Source organism: Clostridium sp. MF28 (assembly GCF_002969175.1).
Lineage (GTDB): Bacteria > Bacillota > Clostridia > Clostridiales > Clostridiaceae > Clostridium > Clostridium beijerinckii.
Genome location: NZ_CP014331.1, coordinates 2,029,960 through 2,051,157 on the forward strand (window position 1 = coordinate 2,029,960; position 21,198 = coordinate 2,051,157).

Genomic DNA, 21,198 nt, shown 5'->3' on the forward strand with positions numbered 1-21,198 from the left:
CTATTTATACACACATTATTCTATGGAAGACGCTTTCTTATTTCCAGTCTTAGCTTTTCCTTGTATCTCTATTGGAACATCTTTTACATCATTTTTTTTATAATGTGTTTTATGATTGCTTTCTGTTCCATGTGGTTCACTTGGGTCTGGTCTTCTCATTCCTGCTTTTGCCATAACTACTTCATATCCTTTCTAAAATAATCTCAATTTTAGTATTCTAAAAAAATTCTATAGTATACATGAGATTAAATAGAAACTGTTGGTATAGTAGCATCATCTTCAAACATTATTTTAGTTGTTTTCTATCCATCTATTCCATTCTTCTGCTTTATATCCAACTGTTGCTTCTTTACCATTTCTTACTATAGGAGTATTTATAACTTTTTGATTTTTTAATAATAATTCTGCTTTAATCTCTGCACTTCGTATATTATTAAAGTTTAATTTTACATATTCCTTTGCCTTCGTATTTATTAATTCATTAATACTCACCGCTTTAATTATGTTATTAAATTCGCCTTTGCTCATAGGCTTTTCATTTAAATCGATAAACTGAAATTTTATATTTCTTTCTTTAAAAAATCTTTCTGCCTTTTTAGTATCAAAGCATTTCTTAGTTCCAAATACTTGTATATTCATAAATCCATTTCACTTACTTTCATTTTAATTTTCTTTAGGTCGCCTCATACAATATTCTAATCTATGCATTATTTTAAATTATATATAGATTTAAAATATGTGTTGCAATCACAATGCACATTTCATAATTCACAATAATGGTTAAAATTCATGCACTATATTTAGAATTATTATGAAGCATTATTTTTGCAATATATTGATGACTAAATCATAGTTTGATTATGGACAAAAAACAAATATATTTTGACTTTATATTGTGTATTAACAATGTAAAATTTGCATTATAACAAAAGAAAATCCTTACTTTTAATTATATACTAATTACTAGCATATGATTATCTCTAACCTCAAGTAAGAATCTTCTCTTTCAAATTACTATTTTAACTCTTTGATACTAATTCTCTATTTTTGCTATAGTATCTAAAGCAACTTCCATCATATTTGTAAATGTCAATTGTCTTCTTCTGCGCTTGTAACTTCTCCAGTTACAAAGTGATCGCTTACTGTAAGTAAAGCTAATGCATTAACTCCAAATTTAGCTGCAATTGTATATAACGCTGCTGCTTCCATCTCTACTCCTAAGCAACCAAACTTAGCCCACTTCTTCCAATCTTCATCATCATCGCCATAAAATACATCAGAGCTATATATGCTACCAACCTTAGGATCAAAACCTTTTTCAACCGCTATATCGTATGCTGGTTTCAATAATTCAAAACTTGCTGTTGGCGCAAATGTTCTACCTTGAAATCTTACTAAATTAAGATTTGAATCTGTTGATGCAGACATAGCTATTATAAGATCTCTAACCTTAACTTTTTCGCTATATCCACCGCATGTTCCAACTCTTATAAGATTTTTAACTCCATAACTTTGTATCAATTCATTTGCATATATTGAAATTGAAGGTATTCCCATTCCTGTTCCCTGAACTGAAATTTTCTTACCTTTATATGTTCCTGTAAACCCATACATACCTCTAACTTCATTATAGCAAACTACATCTTCTAAAAAGTTTTCTGCTATAAACTTTGCTCTTAAAGGGTCTCCTGGTAATAATACGCTTTCTGCAATAGCACCTTCAGGTGCATTAATATGAACACTCATTTTTTACCTCCATAATTTTAACCACATCATCTCAATTAATGATTAATATATTTAAACTATTTTATAATAATAATTTATTTGCTTTCACTAACTATAGATATACTAGCACTAGCGCCAATTCTACTTGCTCCTGCATTTATCATATCCATAGCCGTCTTAAAATCTCTTACTCCTCCAGATGCTTTTACACCTAAATCTGACCCAACAGTTTTTCTCATTAAAGCAATATCTTCTTTAGTTGCTCCACCACTAGAAAATCCTGTTGATGTCTTAACAAAATCAGCTTTAGCTTCTTTAGCTATTTCGCAAGCTTTAACTTTTTCTTCATCACTTAATAGACATGTTTCAATAATTACCTTTACTAATGCTTTTCCTTTGGCTGCATTTACAACTGCTTCTATATCTTCTTTAAGTAAACTATAATTTTTATCTTTTAATGCTCCAACATTTATTACCATATCTATTTCAGTAGCTCCATTTTCAATGGCTTGATTTGTTTCAAAAGCTTTAGCTTCCTTTGTCATTGCACCTAATGGAAATCCAACAACTACACATGTCTTCACATCAGTCCCCATAAGTTCAGTACTTACTAATTTTGCATAACATCCATTTACGCAAACTGAAGCAAAATTGTATTCTTTAGCTTCCTTACATAATTTTTTTACATCCTCTACTGTTGCCTCTGGTTTTAATATTGTATGATCTATATATTTAGCTATATCCATATTTCATTACTCCTTAAATTTATTTTATAACTATATATGTTACAATTCACAATGCACATTTCACAATTACGGCTAAAATTCTTTCAATGTTTCTAGAATTATGATGTAGAATTATTCTACAACATATATATAACGATAATTTGAATTAACAATCAGCACTTTCAGCGAAATTTTCGCAGTCCTGTGATAATAACAATCTTTCTTCTTTCTATTAACGAGTACCTTTTTCGTAAGGAACTCCATCAGCTTTTGGTGCAACTGATTTTCCAACAAAAAGAATCAATACTACAATTGTTAAAATATATGGTAACATTGCAAGTATTTGCGAAGGAATAGCAAAGTTTCCACCACCTAATACAACTGTTAATGCTTGAGCAAATCCAAATAATAAACAAGCTCCGTAAGCGCCATGCGGAGTCCATTTACCAAAAATAACTGCTGCTAATGCAATAAAGCCTTGACCGCTGATTGCTGTTGGAGTGAATTGCGCTATTATTGCAAGTGTCATAGATGCTCCACCAAACCCTGCAAGTATTCCAGAGATCATAACACACACGTAACGAGTTCTAGTTACACTTATTCCAAGAGTATCTGCAGCTGCTGGATGCTCTCCTACAGCACGAATACGTAATCCCCATTTAGTTTTATATAAAATAAACCAAATGACTACTGTAATTAAAATCGCTATAAAAACTGTAATATCTACGCCAAATACTTTAGGTAATTTAGTAGCTACTGGTTTAGTCATAGTAGCTCCTTCAAATAATAATCTACATGTAAATAAAGAGAAACCTGCACCTAATAAATTTATAGCAATACCTGATATTGTCTGATCAGCATTGAATGTTATAGATGCAACTGCATGTAATAAAGCCATTATTCCCCCTGCAATTCCTGCAGCTAAAAATCCAAGCCATGCATTTCCAGAATAATATCCTACTGCCGCACCAGTAAATGCACCTATAGTCATCATACCTTCAATTCCGATATTTACAACTCCAGAACGCTCAGAAACAACTCCACCTAATGCTCCAAATATTAATGGTGCTGAATACATTAGTGTAATACCTATTAATAGTGCAATACTATTTAACATTCTTCTCACCTCTCTTTAAAAGTCTGTCAGCTAAAGCAGGTACAATCTTAGTTAATGCTACGAAAAATACAATAGTACCTATCATTATATTTATTATTTCTGATGGTGCACCTATAGCAGATTGTACAGATTGACCTCCATATAGTAATCCACCATATAACAATCCTCCAAATATACATCCAATAGGTGAACTTCCTGCAATTAATGCAACTGATAATCCATTAAATCCGTTATTTTCAAAAGCAGCCATAGTTGATAGCTTATGAGGTGCTGTGCCTGTGATAGCTAATGCTCCAGCAAGACCTGATAATGCACCTGCAATTACCATTGATTGAATTATATTACGATTAACATTTATTCCAGCAAATTCTGCTGCATCTTTATTTAATCCAACTGCACGTAATTCGTATCCTTTTGCTGATTTATATAATAAGATTGATATAACCACAGCCATTATAATAGCAACGATAATTCCAATATTAACATCTGTTTTTAGCAAAACTTCTGATAACCATTTGTGATGAGAAAGAAATTCCATTCCAGCATCAGATGTCTTCCAATTGCCAAGTATAGTAGTAAATCCAGATTCATTAATCATATAAGTACTTGTTGAATCTGGTTGGTGAAATACATCTGTTGATACAACAAAATTAGATAAATATAATGCAATCCAATTCAGCATTATACTGGTTATAACTTCATGTATTCCGAATTTCGCCTTAAGAATTCCCACAATACCACCAAATACTGCTCCAGCAGCTACACCAGCTAAAATTACTAAAGGAATTTCTAATACTGCTGGCAAATTTAATTTGATTCCAACTATAGTTGATGCAATTGTACCTACTATATATTGACCTTCCGCTCCAATATTAAATAATCCTGTTTTAAAAGCAAATGCAACACTTAAACCAGTTAAAATAATAGGAGTGGCCTTAATAATTGTATTAGATATATATTTAGGTTTTGAAAAAATTCCGTTAAAAAGTGCACTAAAAGCATCTATTGGGTTATATCCTGCAATACCAAGAACTATTGCAGAAACTATAAAGCCAAAAAATATTGCAATGAATGTTGAAGTAACTGGTTTTTTAAGAATCTTTGCCACTGTTTTCATTTCTTTTACCTCCTGCCATTAATAAACCTATTGTATTTTCATCAACATCTCCCTGCTTAAATGTATCTACAATAGTCCCTGCATAAATTACAGCTATAGTATCAGAAACATTCATAACTTCATCAAGTTCAAATGAAACTAACAAAACCGCTTTGCCTTTATCTCTTTCCCTTATTAATGTTTTATGAACATATTCAATTGCTCCTACATCAAGCCCACGAGTTGGCTGCACTGCAATTAATAAGTCTGGATCATTAGCTACTTCTCTTGCAATTATAACTTTTTGCTGATTTCCCCCTGATAACCCTCTAACAGGAATTAATTCACAATTGTCAGGTCTTATATCATATTGTTTTATCATATCTTTAGTATGAGATATAATTTCGTCTTTATTTAGGAAACCATTTTTGCAATATGGTTCGCTTTTATATTTTTCTATAACTACATTATCAGCAACACTGAAATCTAATACAAGTCCTCGCTTTTGTCTATCTTCATGTATTGTTGATACTTTATTCTTAATAACATTTTCTGTTGTAGTATTTTGTATCTCTACTCCATTTATTTTAATGGTACCGCTTTCACATTTTGTTAGGCATGTAATTGCTTCGATCAATTCCTTTTGTCCATTGCCATCAATTCCAGCAATACCAACAATTTCACCTTTATGTACTTTAAGTGATAAGTTTTTAACTGCATCTAACTTTCTTTCATCTTTTACAGTTAAATTATCTATTTCAAAGACAACTTCATCTGGCTTTGCAGGCTCTTTATCAACAACTAACTTAACTGCATGACCTACCATCATTGTGGCAAGCTCTGATCCTGTTACCTCTTTAACATTAACAGTATCTATATATTTTCCTCTACGTATTATTGTACAGACATCAGAAGATTCCTTTATTTCTTTTAATTTATGTGTAATTATAATTATTGTTTTTCCATCTGCTACAAGATTATTCATAATCTTTATTAAATCTTGAATTTCCTGAGGAGTAAGCACTGCTGTCGGTTCATCTAATATTAATAAATCAGCTCCACGATATAAGGCTTTTAATATCTCAATACGTTGTTGCATACCCACTGAAATATCTTCAATTTTTGCATCTGGATCTACTTCTAATCCATACTTTTTAACAATATTTAATATTTCCGCGCGGGCTTTTTTCATGTCTAATATGCCAAATTTACTTGTAATTTCACTACCTAATACTATATTTTGTGTTACTGTAAAATTTTCAACTAACATAAAATGTTGGTGAACCATTCCTATTCCATTTTCAATGGCTATATTAGGGTTTTTAATATTTATCTTTTCACCATTAAGATATATTTCTCCTCGGTCAGCTTGATATAATCCGTAAAGTATATTCATCAGTGTACTCTTACCTGCTCCATTTTCTCCTAATAGTGCATGAATTGTACCTCTTTTAATATCGATATTGATATCATCTAAGGCACAGAATGAACCAAACATTTTTGTAATTCCACGCATCTGCACTGCATATTGTTTGCTAATTTCCATACCAAGTCCTCCCTTAATTAATAATATGCTTTGCTAACAGTGAATCACTAGCTAGCAAAGCCATCCCTATTTCATATCTGCCATATATATATTACAATTCATTTTCTGCATTTTAGCCTTAAGCCATTGCACATAGCTTCCTAGAACTTTAAATGTAAATTTATCATTGTCACACATATATTATTTAATTATCCTTATTTACCGAAGCTTTTAAATGTATCTTCATTATAAGGTGGAACTATTTCACCGTTCTTAATTTTGTCTTGAACTGCCATAGCTGCCTTATAAACTTCTGGATCCATGTTTTTATTTTCAGTTGGAATTCCTACTGCATTTTCTTTTAAACCATAAGTATATGTTTTTCCACCGATTTTATTTCCACTCATAGCTTCTTTTGAAAGATTTTCAACTGCAACATTTGCAAGTTTTAATGCTGATGTTAATACATTGTCAGGAGCCAAATATGCTTGGTCACGGTCAACACCTATTGCAAACTTATTTGCTTCTTTAGCTGCTTCAATTACACCTACACCTACTCCACCTGCTGCGTGGAATACAATATCACATCCTGAAGAGAACATTTTATTTGCAATTGCTTTCCCCTTTGATGCATCAGAGAAACTTTCAGCATATTGAACATCTACAGTAATATCTTTACCTAATTCTTTTGCTGCATATTGAACACCAGCTTGGTATCCATATTGGAATTGATCTATAATTCCACTTTTTATACCACCAACAAATCCAACTTTACCTGTTTTTGTTGTTTTAGCTGCTATATATCCAACTATAAATGAAGGTTCTTGTGCATTAAACATAACTCCTGTAACATTAGCTGGAGTATCATCTCCATATGAATTATCAACTATAGCATAGTTAACATCTGGATTTGATTTTGCTGCCTTTGTTATTGCATCTGACATTGCAAAACCAATACCCCAAACTAATTTATTGCCGCTATCTACAACTTTATCTAGATTAGTAGCATAATCAGATTCTTGCTTAGATTCTAAGTAACTAACTTTTGCACCCTTATTGTTTTTTTCGAAGTTTTGTAGGCCTTCCCATGAAGATTGATTAAACGATTGGTCATTTACCCCACCTGTATCAGTTACCATAGCAACTTGATATTCTTTTGCATTGCTGCTTCCTTTGTCAGCTGTACTAGTACCGCTTCCACTTGATCCACATCCAGCGAATAACGTTACTGTTATTGCTGAAACTGCTAATAATGATAATAATCTCTTTTTCATTAACCTTCCTCCTAAAATATAAGAATTAATATTTAAACTCATGGATAATATCCACGATTTAAATTTAATAAAACAGTTATTATAAATATTCTTCTAATTAATTATATTTATAATATGTTGACTTTAATATTACGAATATGTATTCAACTTGTGACTATGTATATATGTTGTAATTCACAATGCATAATTACCACTAAAATTTTTGCAATCTTTTTTAAAATTATGATGAAGAATTACTTTTGCAGCGTATATATAAATTTATATCTTTTTCTCTGAACCTTTAACTACAATTTGTGGTGCAATTATCCTTCTTCTTACACTATCATCCTCATTGCTGCTAATAATATCAAACAGCATATCCATGGAGGATCTCCCTAGCTCAATTGGACAATCTTCCATATATGTAATATTTAATCCCACCATATCTAAAAAGTCAATTTTATCAAATCCCACTATAGCCAAGTCTCTAGGAATATCCTTATTCTCTTCTTTTAGAGCTTTTATAACTCCCATCGTCATCATGTTACTGCAAACAACTAATGCTGTAGGACGGTCTTTTTCTTTAAGTAATTTTTTAGTTAATTCATATGCCTTATCTAATTTAAAATCTCCATATAAAACATATTTACTGCAAAAATCAATATCATTTTCTTTTAGCGCTCTTTTATAGCCCTCTAATCTATCCATTACTGGTTCTGAACTCAATAATCCTGTCATTATTCCAATCTTAGTATGACCTTCTTTAATTAGCAGGTTTGTTGCCTCAAATCCACCTTTTATATTATCTACAAAAACTCCATTTAACTTTGTAAATTTAACATCAGCCGAAACTAATATTATAGGAATATTTAAAGTATTTATTGTTTTAATATAATTTTCATTAAACTTTTCTTCACCAAATCCTGGAGTCATTATAATTCCTTTAATTCTTTGTTCTTTAAGCAATTTAAGAGCACGCACTTCCTTCTCTAAATAATTATCTGTATTAAACAAAATTATATTCAGATTATTTCTTTCTGCTCTCTCACTTACTCCTTTTATAATTTCTCCAAAATATGCATTAGTTATATCTGGAACGATAACTCCTATAGTATTAGTCTCGCATTTCGACAAACTTCTTGCAATTGCACTCGGTGTATAATTCATTTCTTTTATTGCGACTAATATTCTTTGCCTAGTTTCTTCTTTTACATAACCTGAATTATTAAGAACTCTTGAAACTGTTGCCGAGGATACTTTAGCCCTTTTCGCAATATCATTTATAGTAACTGACATAACACCCCACCTCGTCAAATTTTTTTCATAATCCATCAAAATTTATTCCATTATTAAAACTAAATCGTGAAATACTATTATTTATAGACCAGATTAATTTACAACTTAAATTCTTAATTTCTAAGGCTTTAAGCCAAGTTATTTTTAAAGTCGAACTATTTATGGTATCGCTTCCACACTTATAATAATATATTAGGAATATGATGTCAATATTCATAGTTTTATTGATTTCACTATAATATTTATCAATACTACATGCCATTTATCTTCAGTTTAAGCCATTCTATGTCTATACTAGTATAATTTATGATATGTATATTTACAAACTTTTTTTATTAATATAATTTTATTTCACTCTTCTCTAGGTATATATTAAAGGAGTGATCTAAAGTATTTTTATACTTAAACCACTCCATTTTTATTATTTTCCTCTCAATTTATCAAGAAATCTCTTTGTTCTTTTCAATGCTTCCATAATATCTTCCATTGATGACGCATAACAAACTCTTATAAATCCTTCTCCACAATCACCAAAAGCATTTCCCGGAATAACTAATACTTTTTCATTTATAAGCAGTTGTTCACAGAATTCATCCGATGTTATACCTGTAGATTTAATACTTGGAAATAAATAAAATGCTCCAAGAGGCTCAAAACACTCTAATCCCATCTTTCTAAATCCATCCAATAGAACTCTTCTTCTTCTATTATATTCCTTACACATTTCTTCTACACTTCTATCACCACTTTTTAAAGCTTCAATCGCTGCATACTGAGCAGTTGTTGGTGAACACATAAGAGCATATTGATGAATTTTCTTCATCGCTTCTATTAGAATCGGATGTCCACAGATATACCCAAGTCTCCATCCTGTCATAGCATATGATTTAGAAAATCCATTTATAACTAAAGTCTTATCTCTCATTTCTGGAAAAGATGCTATTGAAACATGTTTCTCTCCATAGCAGAGTTCTGAGTATATTTCATCTGAAATTGCAATAATATTTTTATCTTTAAGAACTTCTACTATTCCTGCTAGTTCATCTCTAGTCATTATTGCACCTGTTGGGTTATTAGGAAACGGTATTATAACTACCTTTGTTCTAGGTGTAATTGCTTTCTCCAAATCCTCAGGAGTAAGTTTAAATTCATCTTCTGCTTTAAGGTTCAAAACCTTAGCTGTTGCTCCAGTAAATGCAGTACATCCCTTATATGCAACAAAGCTTGGCTCTGGAACTATAACCTCATCTCCAGGCCCAACTAATGCCCTAAGTGCTATATCAATTCCTTCACTTCCGCCAACAGTAACTATTATTTCATCTTCTGGATTATAGTTAAGATTAAATCTTCTATGAAGATACTTTGATATCTCACTACGAAGCTCAATAAATCCTGCATTCGAAGAATAATGAGTATGTCCTTGCTCTAAAGAATAAATTCCAGCTTCTCTTACATTCCACGGAGTTACAAAATCTGGTTCTCCTACACCTAGAGAAATAACGTCATCCATTTCATTTATTATATCAAAATATTTTCTTATTCCTGACGGAGGCATATTTTTTACGTTGTCTAAAATCATGTCTTCTAATCTCATATAAATATTGCCTCCCTATCTTCTATCTTCTTTTCTTTAAATATCTTTCCATGATCTTTATATTTCTTCAATACAAAGTGAGTACCTGTACTTAATACATATTCTTGCACTGCTAGTTTTTCTGATACAAAAAGAGCAACTTCCTTCATAGTCTTTCCTTCAACAATAACCGTTAAATCAAAACCTCCAGACATTAAGTAACATGCTTTAACTTCTGAAAATTTATATATTCTTTCTGCAACTTTATCAAATCCAACACCTCTCTGCGGTGTTATCTTAACTTCTATTAACGCTGTTACTGTTTCACTACCTGTATTTTCCCAATTTATAAGCGTTGTATAACCTGCTATAATGCTTTTTTCCTCATAATCTCTTATTGCTTCTCTAACTTCTTCAACAGTTTTACCTGTCATAACTGCTATTTGTTCATCACTGTATCTGCTATTTTTTTCTAATATCTCAAGTATTTCCTCCATTGAAAATAACCCCCTTATTTTAATATAATTAAATAAAAAAAGTCCTCCATCCCACATAAGGGACGAAAGAACTACTTCGCGGTACCACCCTAATAAACAACTTAAAAATTGTTCACTCAGCTAGAGTACATATTATACTCCACCTCTATAACGTGAGGAACACGTTATAGCCTAATTAAAAATTCTTATTTTCTAAAAATTTTTATTTCTCAGCTATAAAATTCAAAGGCTGCTTCTATAAAGGATACTTACCAGATTCCACCGACCTCTAGCTCTCTTAAAAGTTTACCATTTATATACTCTTCCTTATCACTATCTTTAAAACTTTATTTTTAAAATTACTATCCAATATGACTATAAAATTTTAAATAAAAAAGATTATACGAAAAATCAAATCACTTTTTATTCAAATCTTTCTTTATATTATACTAGCAAAAGTATAAAAAATTCAATATATTTTTTATATTTTTTTATTTAAATGCAGAATATTCTATTGAATTAACTAAAATTGACCCTAAAAAATATATTTATATCATACGGAAATAAAAAGGAGCATAAGATTTAATCACTCTTATGCTTCTTACTCAATCAATAGAAAATTTATTACTTTCTATCTTCTATTGTTTTGTTGCTTTCTAGCTCTCCTGCAGTCAGGACATCTTACTGGTTCATTTTCAAAACCTTTTTCCTTATAAAATTCTTGTTCTCCTACAGTAAAAACGAACTCTCTTCCACAATCTTTGCATATTAATGTCTTATCTTCCATTCTAATGTTCCATTGCTCAAGTTAAAATAACTTTGCAATAGTTCACCTCCTCTTTTTGCTTAAAAATTTCTTTTTGTCATTTAATATTATGTCTATCTTCATAATTTTTATTCAAAAACATGTTATTATATAGTTTATATTTAATTATCATGTAATCTCTCCAGATGATATTACATAGGACTAGGACTCTTTTACATTTATTTTTTCATATATAATAATGAATCACATTACTTTAAGTAGATTTAATTGATCTTCAACTCAAATTTTTCATTTACAAAATCAATTACACACTTTCCACCTTCGCTTAGCTTTCCAAATAAAATTTCATCAACAAGTAATGGTTTTATATTCGAAGCTATAACTCTTGCTATTTCTCTTGCCCCAAATTCCTCTGATGTTCCTATTTTAGCAATGTGATTTACACATTCTTCACTAAATTCTATTTCAACATTTTTAGAATTCAATTTATCTTTAAAGTTATTTAATTGCTTTTTAGCAACATTTGCTGCCATAATATCAGTCATTCCATTAAATACTATTATTTTATCCAGTCTATTTCTAAATTCAGGTGTGAAGAACTTTTTAACTTCTTCCATTATAGCTTCACCTTTGACTTCTCTATCTCCGAAACCAATAAGCTTTTTACCTATATTTCTCGCTCCAGCATTAGAGGTCATTATTATTATTGAGTTTCTAAAATCAGCTTTCCTGCCTTTATTATCAGTAAGTGTGGCATAATCCATAACCTGAAGCAATACACCCAAAATATCCGGGTGTGCCTTTTCTATTTCATCCAGTAATAATACGCAATGTGGCGTTTTTCTTATTGAATCAGTTAAAAGTCCGCCTTCTTCATAACCTACATATCCTGGAGGTGATCCTATGAGTTTTGCAGCTGAATGTTTTTCAGTATATTCACTCATGTCAAATCTAATCAAATCTATTCCTAGAGTTTTAGATAAGCATCTAGCAATCTCTGTTTTTCCAACTCCAGTAGGCCCAACAAAAAGCATCGATGCTACTGGCTTATCTTCATCGTTTAATCCAGATCTAGACATCTTTATACATCTTACAACTTCTTCAATGGCTTTATCCTGTGAAAATATATTTTCCTTTAAGTCCTTTTCTAAGTGCTTTAAAGAACTTATCTCGCTACTTTCCACAGTTTGCTTTGGAATATTACAAATCTTTGATATTATTTCCTCAATAGTTTTTCTGTCAACTATAATCTGCTCATTCATATCTTCATTATGCATACGAACATAAGCTCCAGCTTCATCTATAATATCTACAGCCTTATCTGGCAGATATCTGTCATTAATATACTTATCGCTTAGAGTTACTGCATCTCCAATTGCTTCATCTGTATAACTTACATTATGATATTCTTCATAATTCTTTTTAAGTCCATCTAATATTTGTATAGCTTCTTTTATAGATGGTTCTTTAACATCTATTCTTTGGAATCTTCTACTTAATGCTTTATCTTTTTCAAAAAACTTTTTATATTCATCAAAAGTAGTAGCTCCAATAAATCTAATTTTTCCTTCTGTAAGATAAGGCTTTAACAAATTGGACGCATCTAATGCGCCACCATTTAACGCTCCAGCACCTACAATATTATGAATTTCATCTATATATACAATTGGCTTATCTTGTTTGCTAATCAAATCTAAGACTCTTTTTATTCTTTCTTCAAAATCTCCTCTATACTTAGTTCCTGCTATAACAGATCCAATATCTAAAGAAAACATAGAACTTCCTTTTAATTTTTCTGGCACCTTGTCTTCACTTATTAACTTTGCAAGTCCTAAAGTTATAGCAGTTTTACCAACTCCAGACTCACCTACATGTATAGGATTATTTTTTATCCTTCTACAGAGTATCTGTATACTTCTTTCTAAAATATCTTTTCGTCCTATCAATGGATCATTTTCTTCTTCTGTAGCTTTCTTAATAAGGTCTATTGTAAACTTATTAAGAAATGCATCTTCTTTTTTCTTCTCCACTTTTTCTTTACTTTCATTCTCAGTAAATTCATTCTCATCTTCTTTAAAATTTTCTTGCATTTCATCATCATAAGAATTTCGAGTATCTTCATCTATACTATGACACAAAGAATATAGCAAATCTCTTCTTGTAACGCCTTCTTGCTCTAGATAATATCGTGCATAACTATCTTCTAGATTAAAAATTGCAGAGAGTATATGATCTACGTCAATTGCATCTTTCCCGCTATACTTAATTTGTTCATTTGCTGTTAAAATGACTCTTTGAAACTCTATGCTCTCTTGTGGTTCTCCTTGACCAATTTTATTTATATATGTTTTCACGTAAGTTGCCAAATTATATCTTAAATTTTCTAAACTTCCACCACATTCTTTAATAGCATACTCTACATTCTTATCAAAAGTTGCAGCATACAGTAAATGCTCTGGTGTAATATATTCGCTGCTTTTCTCTTTTGCTTCTTGGTATGCTTTAAGTAATATCAAATTAACTTCATTCGTAATTTTCATATTTTACGCCTCCTCTACAGTAAGCTTAAACGGAAAGCCTTTTTCTTTAGCCATTGACATTGCAGTTGAAACTTTAGTAGCTGCTATATCATAACTATATATTCCTGCTATTCCCTTACCCCTTTCATGCACATCTAACATTATCTTCTCAGCATCTATTAACTTTTTATTAAATACAACTACCAGTATATTAATAACGAATTCCATTGTTGTATAATCATCATTATACATAACAACTTTATAATTCTTAGGCTTTTTCACATTAACTTTATTCTTTGGTTTGGTTACAATATTTGTTTCCATATATAATTGTCTATCCCTCCCCGCATATTATCATCATATATATTATTCTAAATAGATATATTTTAACACAATATTTAAGCTTATACCAATAGGATTATAGTAAATTATAGATTCATCATTTATATTAATTTATATCTAAAATCAGAATTTTATTATTATTTACTCCAATTATACTTTTTTTATTTATAATATAGTCCCTTACTATTGCTATAACATCTTTTGATATTATTTCTCCTGGGCAAACCAAAGGTATTCCTGGAGGATATGGTATTATTGATTCTTTAGCTACTAAACCTTCACACTTTTCTATTTCACACCATCTGCTTTTTAATTTAAAAGTTTCATAAGGCTCAAATTTTTTAATAGGTATATTTCTAGAATATTTTATCTCTATTTCTCTAGACATATTTCTCATATCTAAATTTAAAATAGTTTCGTATATAATTTTAAAATCTTCTTCTGTATTAAATGGTGACAGGATTAAAACAACTCCTCTTGAAAAACTCATCTCAGCCTGTATCTTATTATCTCTTAGATAATCTAGAAATTTATGCCCATTATATCCTTTAGGAAGAATAACTATATATCTACTAGGATCAATTTTGTATCCTTCTATTCTATCATTATGCTTATCTAAGTCACTTTCACTTAATATATAAACTTTTCCTAGTTTATTAATTTTTTTCTTCCACTTTTCAGATTCATTTATTAATTTATCATAATCATCTTTCCCGTATGTATCTAAATAATATCTTGCATAATCTAAAGATGCCATTATCAGATAAGATGGTGAAGTTGTAGTAAATAACTTTATGTAAAAATCTATTATGTCATTATCTTCATTTACTAAGAGATATGCGCCTTGAGTTAGAGCTGGTAAAGTTTTATGTGCACTTAAAATCACATAATCTCCTAAACTCGCAAGAGACTTTGGCAATCTTTTATTTATTCCAAAATGAGCTCCATGAGCACAGTCGATTATAACTTTTAATCCTATTTCCTTCAAATTACATATAATCTCTTCTATATCATATGTAATTCCGAAATAATTTGGATATGTTATTATAATCCCCTTTGGTTTTGAGCAATTCTCTAACGCTTTATATATATTCTCTTTATTAGGTGGTAAAAATAGTCCTAATTCATCATCAATAATAGGTTCTATGTATTTAACTTTTAACTTTCTCATAATCAATCCATTATAAATTGACTTATGGCAGTTTCTTTCAACTAAAACTTCATCCCCCTCATCAAATGCTGAAAACATAGCTGCTAAGTTTCCTGATGAGCTTCCATTTACTAAAAAATAGGCTTTCTTAGCCTTATAAGTTTTAGCTAATAGCTCTTGAGCTTCCTTTATTATCCCTTCTGGATAATGCAAATTATCTAATGGGTCGACCTCTGTTATATCTAAAAATCCCATTCTATTAACAAACTCCAGCCCAATTTCATCTCTAGCAAATCCAATCCCCCCCTTGTTTCCTGGCATGGAAAGAAGTAGATTTTCTTCATCATTGTATTTAAGTAATCCTTCTAATAATGGTAACTTCAAAAATACCGCTCCTATCTAATTTCAGATATAATTATAGATAAACAACTTAAGAATTTGATCTATACTTTTCAATAAATACCATACTAGAAAGTAGAAACATTTTTATGCAGCATGCATTGAAAATGAGCTGTTAAAAGCTCTTAAGTAGTGAACCCGAATCTTTGATTCGGTGTGAATCACTTACTCAGCGAACGTATGTGAGTCGAGTTTCCGCTAACGGTTGGTTCAACTAATGCTTGTCACAATGAAATTGGGAGCAAGCCTTAGTGGTGCAACCTGCAATTTAGAACTTTCAGCGAAATTTTCATAGTCCTGTGAAATAACAATGTTTTTACTTTCGGTGGATTATTGCATAAGTCTAGGTTATATATTGTTTATCTATAACCATGGACAAAAGCTTCATATCGACGATCAAACGATATGAAGCTTAAAACATACTTTCTATTTCATAAATTAAATACTCTATACTACACTTATGCCTTTTTCCTTAATCTTTTTAAAAATACTTAATTGTTCTTAAAAGATTCTAATTAATACTTCATGCCTTATTTATAGATGTAGATCTTCGATAAATTCTAATACAATTTCTTCTTTAGTTGCCCATGATGTCACTAATCTAATTGCAGTATAATTAGAATCAATTACTCTTTCAATATTAAAAGAATATTTCTCACTTAACTTTTCAATTAAATTATTAGGGAATATAGGGAACTGTTGATTTGTAAAAGATTCAGTCAAAAACTTATATTCTTCATCTACTATTGCGCCTTTTAACATGAGTGCCATTTTATTTGCATGTTTTGCAAGTTCAAAATACAAATCATCTTTGAATAATTCTTCAAATTGAATTCCAAGCAACCTTCCTTTTGCTAATAATCCACCTTTTTGCTTAATAAAATATCTAAAATCTTCTTTTAATTCATCATTGCATATTACAAGTGATTCTCCAAAAAGCGCTCCATTTTTAGTTCCTCCAATGTAAAATGCATCAACTAATTTTGCTATATCAGCTAAAGTCAAATCATTTTCTTCCGCTACAAGTGCAGATCCAAGTCTAGCACCATCCAAATATAATAACAGTTTATTCCTCTTACAGCAATCATGTAAATCAATTAACTCTGCTTTCGTATATAGAGTTCCAAGTTCTGTAGAATTTGATATATATACTAATTTAGGCTGAACCATATGCTCATCGCTATGAGAATCAACAACATTTTGAATTAAATTTGGAGTAAGTTTTCCATCGTTAGTTTTCATTGTAATTACTTTATGACCAGTTGCTTCAATTGCCCCGGTTTCATGACAATTTATATGACTTGTATCTGCTCCTATTGCTGCCTGATGCGGTCTTAAAAAAGCTGATATAGCTGTAAGGTTAACCTGTGTGCCACCAACTAGTAAATGTATATCTACATCTTCTCTATCAATTTTCTTCTTCAGCAGATTAACTGATCTTTCTGTGTACTGATCAGTACCGTAACCATCGGTTTGTTCCAAATTTGTTTCAACTAATGCATTTAATATTCTTGAGTGTGCGCCTTCACTATAATCATTTTTAAAACTGTACATAATTCTGCCTCCTTTTATGCTCTCTCAATTATCTGTGTTGTAAAATTCTTCAGTACTTTCCTACCTACTTGAAAAATCATTTCTTTTGTTAGTAACTCAATTTCTTTAATCTCATTAATATAAATTTTATAATCTCTAAACATGCAATCATATGTAGCAAGCTCTTTGGCCAGTATTATACTCTGCTCTTCTCTAAATAATCTTTTTAATTTAAAACTCTTAATTAAACGTTCTATCTGATCATTGTCAAGTTTCTTTTGCAATAAATCTAACTTTGCTATACATCCTTCTATTAAAGATATAGCTTTATTTACATTTTCTTCTGATGTACTAAATGTGATTTTATATAGTTTTATATAATTCTCATGTGAAATTTTAGTAAGTACATCATATACCAAACCATTTTGAGTTCTTAAAACATCATAGAGAATTGAATTAACCCCTTCTCCAAAATATTGATTGAAAATTCTAAGTGCCTTAATTTCTTTTTCACTCAAATCATCAATTGGAAATATCATTTCAACTTTACATGCCCTTATTCCACCTCTTACATTGTTATAAGTTCCCTTTTGAGGATTTTCATATTCTATTAATTTTTTATTACCAGGTCCACTAATACCTTCTTGAATAATATTCTTTTTCTTCCATGCGAAAAAATGCTTATATATAATTTCCTTAACTATATCAAACTTTACTGATGAAATTATAACAATTGAAGTATTTCCCGGAAAATAATATTTATCATAAAATTCTTTAATATTATCTAAAGTTATATTCTCAAGATCATCAAATGTTCCTATTATAGGATACTTTATTCTTCTATTATTGAAGCAGTTAAAAAATAAATTATCCTCGCAATACTGATCTACATCCTCATCCCATTCTTTTAATTCTTCTTTTATGACATCCATTTCTTCTTTGAATCCATTTTCTCCAAATTCCGGGTTAATTATTATATCACTTAAAATTTCCACACCTTTTTGTAAATCTTCTCCGAGCAGAGTTCCATAATAGATTACATATGGATAGTTTGTCATAGCATTATTAAATCCAAAAATGTTACTTAGCTCTTCATTTATTTCTCTCTCAGTTCTATTTTTTGTTCCTTTATAAACCATATGCTCAGTTGCATGAGCTACTCCAAACTTTTCCTTCTCAACTCCAGCTCCTGCATTTAAAGAAATACAAATTGATGATAGTTCTGAATCTGTATGTTTATAAATTAATCTCAAATCATTTTCCAAAATGTATTCTTCCAAGTATCTATTCTCCTCACATTCTTATACATTGCAATAGTAGATTTACATTAAAAATCTTATTGATAAAAATTTCTCAGTTAGAGCTGAAATGCTGTGAGCTTCAATTGCAATATATATTATATTTAATTCAAAGATGTGCATTTAAAATGTTATTATATAAAAAGAGACCCCCTCTTGCGAAGTGCTCGATAAAAAAATCATCTATAGAAATTACTAAGTGGAAGCTATTTCATCTATACTTATTTTAATTAATTTAAGAAACAAGTACAGATTGTTAAAGCTTTTATCAGTATGTCCCAAATAAGATTCTCTCAGTAGCAAAGGCAATGGAGTTCCCCTTCTTTTTAGTATATTATTATATAAATATTAATTTTCTTCAGCTTTTAGCGCAATTGCACATTCAATTCTCTTCTTTTGCATCTTGCATCCAATTTCATAAGGAATGTTCATGTCCCCATTAAAATTAAAATTGTTAGCTTGGCATCCACCACTACAGTAGAATTTTGCCCAGCATTCTCTACATTTAGGCTTATTGTATATATGTGCTTTCTTAAATTTTTGAGCTAATTCTCCATTATAAGTATCTTCGTGTATACTTCCTAACTTAAATTCTTCTTTTCCAACAAATTGATGGCATGGATACACTTCTCCTTGAGGAGTTATAGCTACATATTCAAATCCTGCACCGCATCCAGAAATTCTCTTGTAAACACATGGTCCACCTTGAAGGTCTATATTAAAATGATAGAATTTAAATTCATCATTTCCTTCTCGTTTTCTTCTTGCCATTTCTTCATATAGCTTGTCATAGTTTTCAAAGATTGTATCTATATCTTCTTCTCTTAATGAAAGTGGATGTCCATTTTCTAAAACAACTGGTTCTATAGATAACTCTCTAAACCCTTCATTAACCATTGCCATTACATCTTCATAAAAATCTGTATTTTCTCTTGTAAACGTTCCTCTTACATAATAAGTTTTTCCTTTAGTTCTTCTCTTAATCATTTCCTTTATATTTGGAACTATATCATCAAAAGAACCGCTTTTGTCTGGCTTAATTCTAACATTATCATTAACTTCTTTTCTGCCATCTAAAGAAAGAATTATATTTCCCATTTCTTTATCCATATAATCCATCATATCTGGAGTTAATAGAGTAGCATTAGTGGTCATTGTAAATCTTACTCTCTTTCCCCATTTTTCTTCGTTATCCCTAGCATACTTAATTATTTCTTTTATTGTGTCCATAATTAAAGTTGGCTCTCCACCAAATAAATCTATTTCTATATTTTTTCTTGGTCCACTTCTCTTAATCACATAATCAATTGCTTTTTTTGCTGTGTCTGCACTCATGACTCCGCCATGTCCATGATATTCACCCTCGTCAGCAAAACAGTACTTACATCTAAGGTTACATCCATGAATTACATTTAAACAAATAGCCTTTATGTAATCTCTATCATCCATAGAGCTATGAGCTATTTCTTCATATTGATCTTCTGAATATAAAATCCCTTCTTCAGCTAACTCTTGAATTTCATCATAAGCCTCTGAAATCTCTTCTTCATTATATTTTCCCTTAAGTTCCTGTAATATTTCTTTCTTATTTCTTAATTGGCTATCATCTAATATATCATAAACTAGTTCATCTACAACATGAACAGCTCCTGTATTCACATCTAAAACAAAATAATTTTCGCCTTGTTTAAATTTATGTATTAAAGACAATTCTTTTTCCTCCTAAACATATAAAGTAAGCAGTAACTATATAGTTACTGCTTGAAGATTATTAGTTTTCACATTCTAAGTTTGCAACTGTGCAAGATGTCTTACAAGCTGATTGACATGAATTTGCACATTCTTTGCATCCTGGCTTACATAAACTATTTTTAATGTTTGTTTTGTTTATAGTTTTTATATGTTTCATTACAAAATCCTCCATTTTAAATATATCCTTAGCTATTATATCATAATATACTAAAGTATAAAAGATTTGCTGGCCCTCTTTTTATTTATATTTCTGTTTATATGAAATTATAAATAGAAATACTAAATAAACTGTCAAAGGTTCTTAGCTAGAGGTTGTTCCATATTTTTTATTTAAATCACTATATCTTCAAACTGCTACCACAATATTACTTTCTTGTCTTATATATATTAATAAACTCACTAATTAATATTCTTGCAGCAGTACCATCAATAATAATTTGAAATTGTTCCCTTGTCTCTACAATGCCACGTACACTTTCTATCTTTTTTAAAATTCCAACATCCACTTTTTTAGTGTCCTTTAATCTCAATCTTAATCTAGTCATGCAATTTTCTACACACAAAATATTTTCTTCTGATCCAACCAAATTAAAAAGTTCCCTTGCTATCTTACCAAAATCTGTGATCATCTCTCTTTTCCCCCATCCTTCAAT

At 30.2% G+C, this 21,198-nt stretch carries 20 protein-coding genes, 1 pseudogene and 1 other annotated feature; all 21 genes and pseudogenes read right to left on the reverse strand.

Annotation, left to right across the window (positions count from 1 at the left end; translation table 11 throughout):
- Nucleotides 1–15: 15 nt before the first annotated feature.
- The 21 genes and pseudogenes from AXY43_RS27820 to AXY43_RS09145 all read right to left on the reverse strand — a co-directional run bounded on the left by AXY43_RS27820 (nucleotide 16) and on the right by AXY43_RS09145 (nucleotide 21,174).
- A complete protein-coding gene (locus AXY43_RS27820) occupies nucleotides 16–174 on the reverse strand; it encodes a hypothetical protein (RefSeq protein ID WP_023973127.1) in 159 nt (52 codons plus the stop codon).
- Nucleotides 175–291: 117 nt separating this feature from the next.
- On the reverse strand, nucleotides 292–639 hold the full coding sequence (locus AXY43_RS09055; RefSeq protein ID WP_023973128.1) for an arsenate reductase family protein: 348 nt from the start codon (nucleotides 637–639) through the stop codon (nucleotides 292–294).
- Between the two features lie 394 nt (nucleotides 640–1,033).
- Nucleotides 1,034–1,746: pseudogene (gene deoD, locus AXY43_RS09060) on the reverse strand (purine-nucleoside phosphorylase).
- Between the two features lie 74 nt (nucleotides 1,747–1,820).
- A complete protein-coding gene (gene deoC, locus AXY43_RS09065; RefSeq protein WP_023973129.1) occupies nucleotides 1,821–2,471 on the reverse strand; it encodes a deoxyribose-phosphate aldolase in 651 nt (216 codons plus the stop codon).
- A 211-nt stretch (nucleotides 2,472–2,682) separates the two neighbouring features.
- Entirely contained in the window at nucleotides 2,683–3,567 is an 885-nt protein-coding gene (locus AXY43_RS09070; protein ID WP_023973130.1) for an ABC transporter permease, read from the reverse strand.
- On the reverse strand, nucleotides 3,557–4,684 hold the full coding sequence (locus AXY43_RS09075; RefSeq protein WP_023973131.1) for an ABC transporter permease: 1,128 nt from the start codon (nucleotides 4,682–4,684) through the stop codon (nucleotides 3,557–3,559). Before AXY43_RS09075 ends, AXY43_RS09070 begins: the two co-directional genes overlap by 11 nt.
- Nucleotides 4,659–6,209, reverse strand: coding sequence for an ABC transporter ATP-binding protein (locus AXY43_RS09080; RefSeq protein WP_023973132.1), 1,551 nt, complete (start codon nucleotides 6,207–6,209; stop codon nucleotides 4,659–4,661). Before AXY43_RS09080 ends, AXY43_RS09075 begins: the two co-directional genes overlap by 26 nt.
- A 194-nt stretch (nucleotides 6,210–6,403) precedes the next feature.
- Nucleotides 6,404–7,462, reverse strand: a complete 1,059-nt coding sequence (locus AXY43_RS09085; RefSeq protein ID WP_023973133.1) for a BMP family lipoprotein — start codon at nucleotides 7,460–7,462, stop codon at nucleotides 6,404–6,406.
- A gap of 258 nt (nucleotides 7,463–7,720) precedes the next feature.
- Entirely contained in the window at nucleotides 7,721–8,737 is a 1,017-nt protein-coding gene (locus AXY43_RS09090) for a LacI family DNA-binding transcriptional regulator (RefSeq protein WP_017210104.1), read from the reverse strand.
- Nucleotides 8,738–8,762: 25 nt separating this feature from the next.
- Entirely contained in the window at nucleotides 8,763–8,999 is a 237-nt protein-coding gene (locus tag AXY43_RS27825; protein WP_146145456.1) for a hypothetical protein, read from the reverse strand.
- 159 nt (nucleotides 9,000–9,158) lie between these two features.
- On the reverse strand, nucleotides 9,159–10,331 hold the full coding sequence (locus tag AXY43_RS09095) for an aminotransferase class I/II-fold pyridoxal phosphate-dependent enzyme (RefSeq protein ID WP_012060306.1): 1,173 nt from the start codon (nucleotides 10,329–10,331) through the stop codon (nucleotides 9,159–9,161).
- Nucleotides 10,328–10,807: an Lrp/AsnC family transcriptional regulator gene (locus AXY43_RS09100; protein ID WP_012060307.1), complete on the reverse strand. Its 480-nt coding sequence runs from the start codon at nucleotides 10,805–10,807 to the stop codon at nucleotides 10,328–10,330. The genes AXY43_RS09095 and AXY43_RS09100 overlap by 4 nt, the downstream gene beginning before the upstream one ends.
- 55 nt (nucleotides 10,808–10,862) lie before the next feature.
- Nucleotides 10,863–11,129 (reverse strand) — a binding site (T-box leader).
- A 288-nt stretch (nucleotides 11,130–11,417) separates the two neighbouring features.
- Nucleotides 11,418–11,573, reverse strand: a complete 156-nt coding sequence (locus AXY43_RS09105; RefSeq protein WP_012060308.1) for a zinc-ribbon domain-containing protein — start codon at nucleotides 11,571–11,573, stop codon at nucleotides 11,418–11,420.
- Between the two features lie 242 nt (nucleotides 11,574–11,815).
- Complete coding sequence (clpA, locus tag AXY43_RS09110) at nucleotides 11,816–14,092, reverse strand: ATP-dependent Clp protease ATP-binding subunit ClpA (RefSeq protein WP_023973135.1); 2,277 nt, start codon at nucleotides 14,090–14,092, stop codon at nucleotides 11,816–11,818.
- Nucleotides 14,093–14,095: 3 nt separating this feature from the next.
- A complete protein-coding gene (locus tag AXY43_RS09115) occupies nucleotides 14,096–14,395 on the reverse strand; it encodes an ATP-dependent Clp protease adaptor ClpS (RefSeq protein WP_039768318.1) in 300 nt (99 codons plus the stop codon).
- 124 nt (nucleotides 14,396–14,519) lie between these two features.
- Entirely contained in the window at nucleotides 14,520–15,947 is a 1,428-nt protein-coding gene (locus AXY43_RS09120; protein ID WP_039768320.1) for an aminotransferase class I/II-fold pyridoxal phosphate-dependent enzyme, read from the reverse strand.
- Between the two features lie 549 nt (nucleotides 15,948–16,496).
- Nucleotides 16,497–17,516 carry a threonine aldolase family protein gene (locus tag AXY43_RS09125; protein ID WP_105411437.1) on the reverse strand — a complete coding sequence of 340 codons (1,020 nt, stop codon included), beginning with the start codon at nucleotides 17,514–17,516 and terminating at the stop codon, nucleotides 16,497–16,499.
- Between the two features lie 14 nt (nucleotides 17,517–17,530).
- On the reverse strand, nucleotides 17,531–18,775 hold the full coding sequence (locus tag AXY43_RS09130; RefSeq protein WP_023973139.1) for a M16 family metallopeptidase: 1,245 nt from the start codon (nucleotides 18,773–18,775) through the stop codon (nucleotides 17,531–17,533).
- Nucleotides 18,776–19,141: 366 nt separating this feature from the next.
- Nucleotides 19,142–20,503, reverse strand: coding sequence for a thioether cross-link-forming SCIFF peptide maturase (gene scfB, locus AXY43_RS09135; RefSeq protein WP_039768325.1), 1,362 nt, complete (start codon nucleotides 20,501–20,503; stop codon nucleotides 19,142–19,144).
- Nucleotides 20,504–20,564: 61 nt separating this feature from the next.
- Nucleotides 20,565–20,702 carry a six-cysteine ranthipeptide SCIFF gene (gene scfA, locus AXY43_RS09140; protein WP_003371542.1) on the reverse strand — a complete coding sequence of 46 codons (138 nt, stop codon included), beginning with the start codon at nucleotides 20,700–20,702 and terminating at the stop codon, nucleotides 20,565–20,567.
- Nucleotides 20,703–20,910: 208 nt separating this feature from the next.
- Nucleotides 20,911–21,174: a PTS transporter subunit EIIB gene (locus AXY43_RS09145; RefSeq protein WP_012060315.1), complete on the reverse strand. Its 264-nt coding sequence runs from the start codon at nucleotides 21,172–21,174 to the stop codon at nucleotides 20,911–20,913.
- Nucleotides 21,175–21,198: the final 24 nt, after the last annotated feature.

Coding starts and splice junctions, on each gene's coding strand:
- AXY43_RS09105 (WP_012060308.1), bottom strand. CDS start 11,573: ATGGAAGATAAGACATTAATATGCAAAGATTGTGGAAGAGAGTTCGTT.
- AXY43_RS09115 (WP_039768318.1), bottom strand. CDS start 14,395: ATGGAAACAAATATTGTAACCAAACCAAAGAATAAAGTTAATGTGAAA.
- AXY43_RS09095 (WP_012060306.1), bottom strand. CDS start 10,331: ATGAGATTAGAAGACATGATTTTAGACAACGTAAAAAATATGCCTCCG.
- AXY43_RS09100 (WP_012060307.1), bottom strand. CDS start 10,807: ATGGAGGAAATACTTGAGATATTAGAAAAAAATAGCAGATACAGTGAT.
- scfA (WP_003371542.1), bottom strand. CDS start 20,702: ATGAAACATATAAAAACTATAAACAAAACAAACATTAAAAATAGTTTA.
- AXY43_RS09080 (WP_023973132.1), bottom strand. CDS start 6,209: ATGGAAATTAGCAAACAATATGCAGTGCAGATGCGTGGAATTACAAAA.
- AXY43_RS09090 (WP_017210104.1), bottom strand. CDS start 8,737: ATGTCAGTTACTATAAATGATATTGCGAAAAGGGCTAAAGTATCCTCG.
- AXY43_RS09145 (WP_012060315.1), bottom strand. CDS start 21,174: ATGATCACAGATTTTGGTAAGATAGCAAGGGAACTTTTTAATTTGGTT.
- deoC (WP_023973129.1), bottom strand. CDS start 2,471: ATGGATATAGCTAAATATATAGATCATACAATATTAAAACCAGAGGCA.
- AXY43_RS09125 (WP_105411437.1), bottom strand. CDS start 17,516: ATGTACAGTTTTAAAAATGATTATAGTGAAGGCGCACACTCAAGAATA.
- AXY43_RS09055 (WP_023973128.1), bottom strand. CDS start 639: ATGAATATACAAGTATTTGGAACTAAGAAATGCTTTGATACTAAAAAG.
- clpA (WP_023973135.1), bottom strand. CDS start 14,092: ATGAAAATTACGAATGAAGTTAATTTGATATTACTTAAAGCATACCAA.
- AXY43_RS27820 (WP_023973127.1), bottom strand. CDS start 174: ATGGCAAAAGCAGGAATGAGAAGACCAGACCCAAGTGAACCACATGGA.
- AXY43_RS09085 (WP_023973133.1), bottom strand. CDS start 7,462: ATGAAAAAGAGATTATTATCATTATTAGCAGTTTCAGCAATAACAGTA.
- AXY43_RS09075 (WP_023973131.1), bottom strand. CDS start 4,684: ATGAAAACAGTGGCAAAGATTCTTAAAAAACCAGTTACTTCAACATTC.
- AXY43_RS27825 (WP_146145456.1), bottom strand. CDS start 8,999: ATGGCATGTAGTATTGATAAATATTATAGTGAAATCAATAAAACTATG.
- AXY43_RS09070 (WP_023973130.1), bottom strand. CDS start 3,567: ATGTTAAATAGTATTGCACTATTAATAGGTATTACACTAATGTATTCA.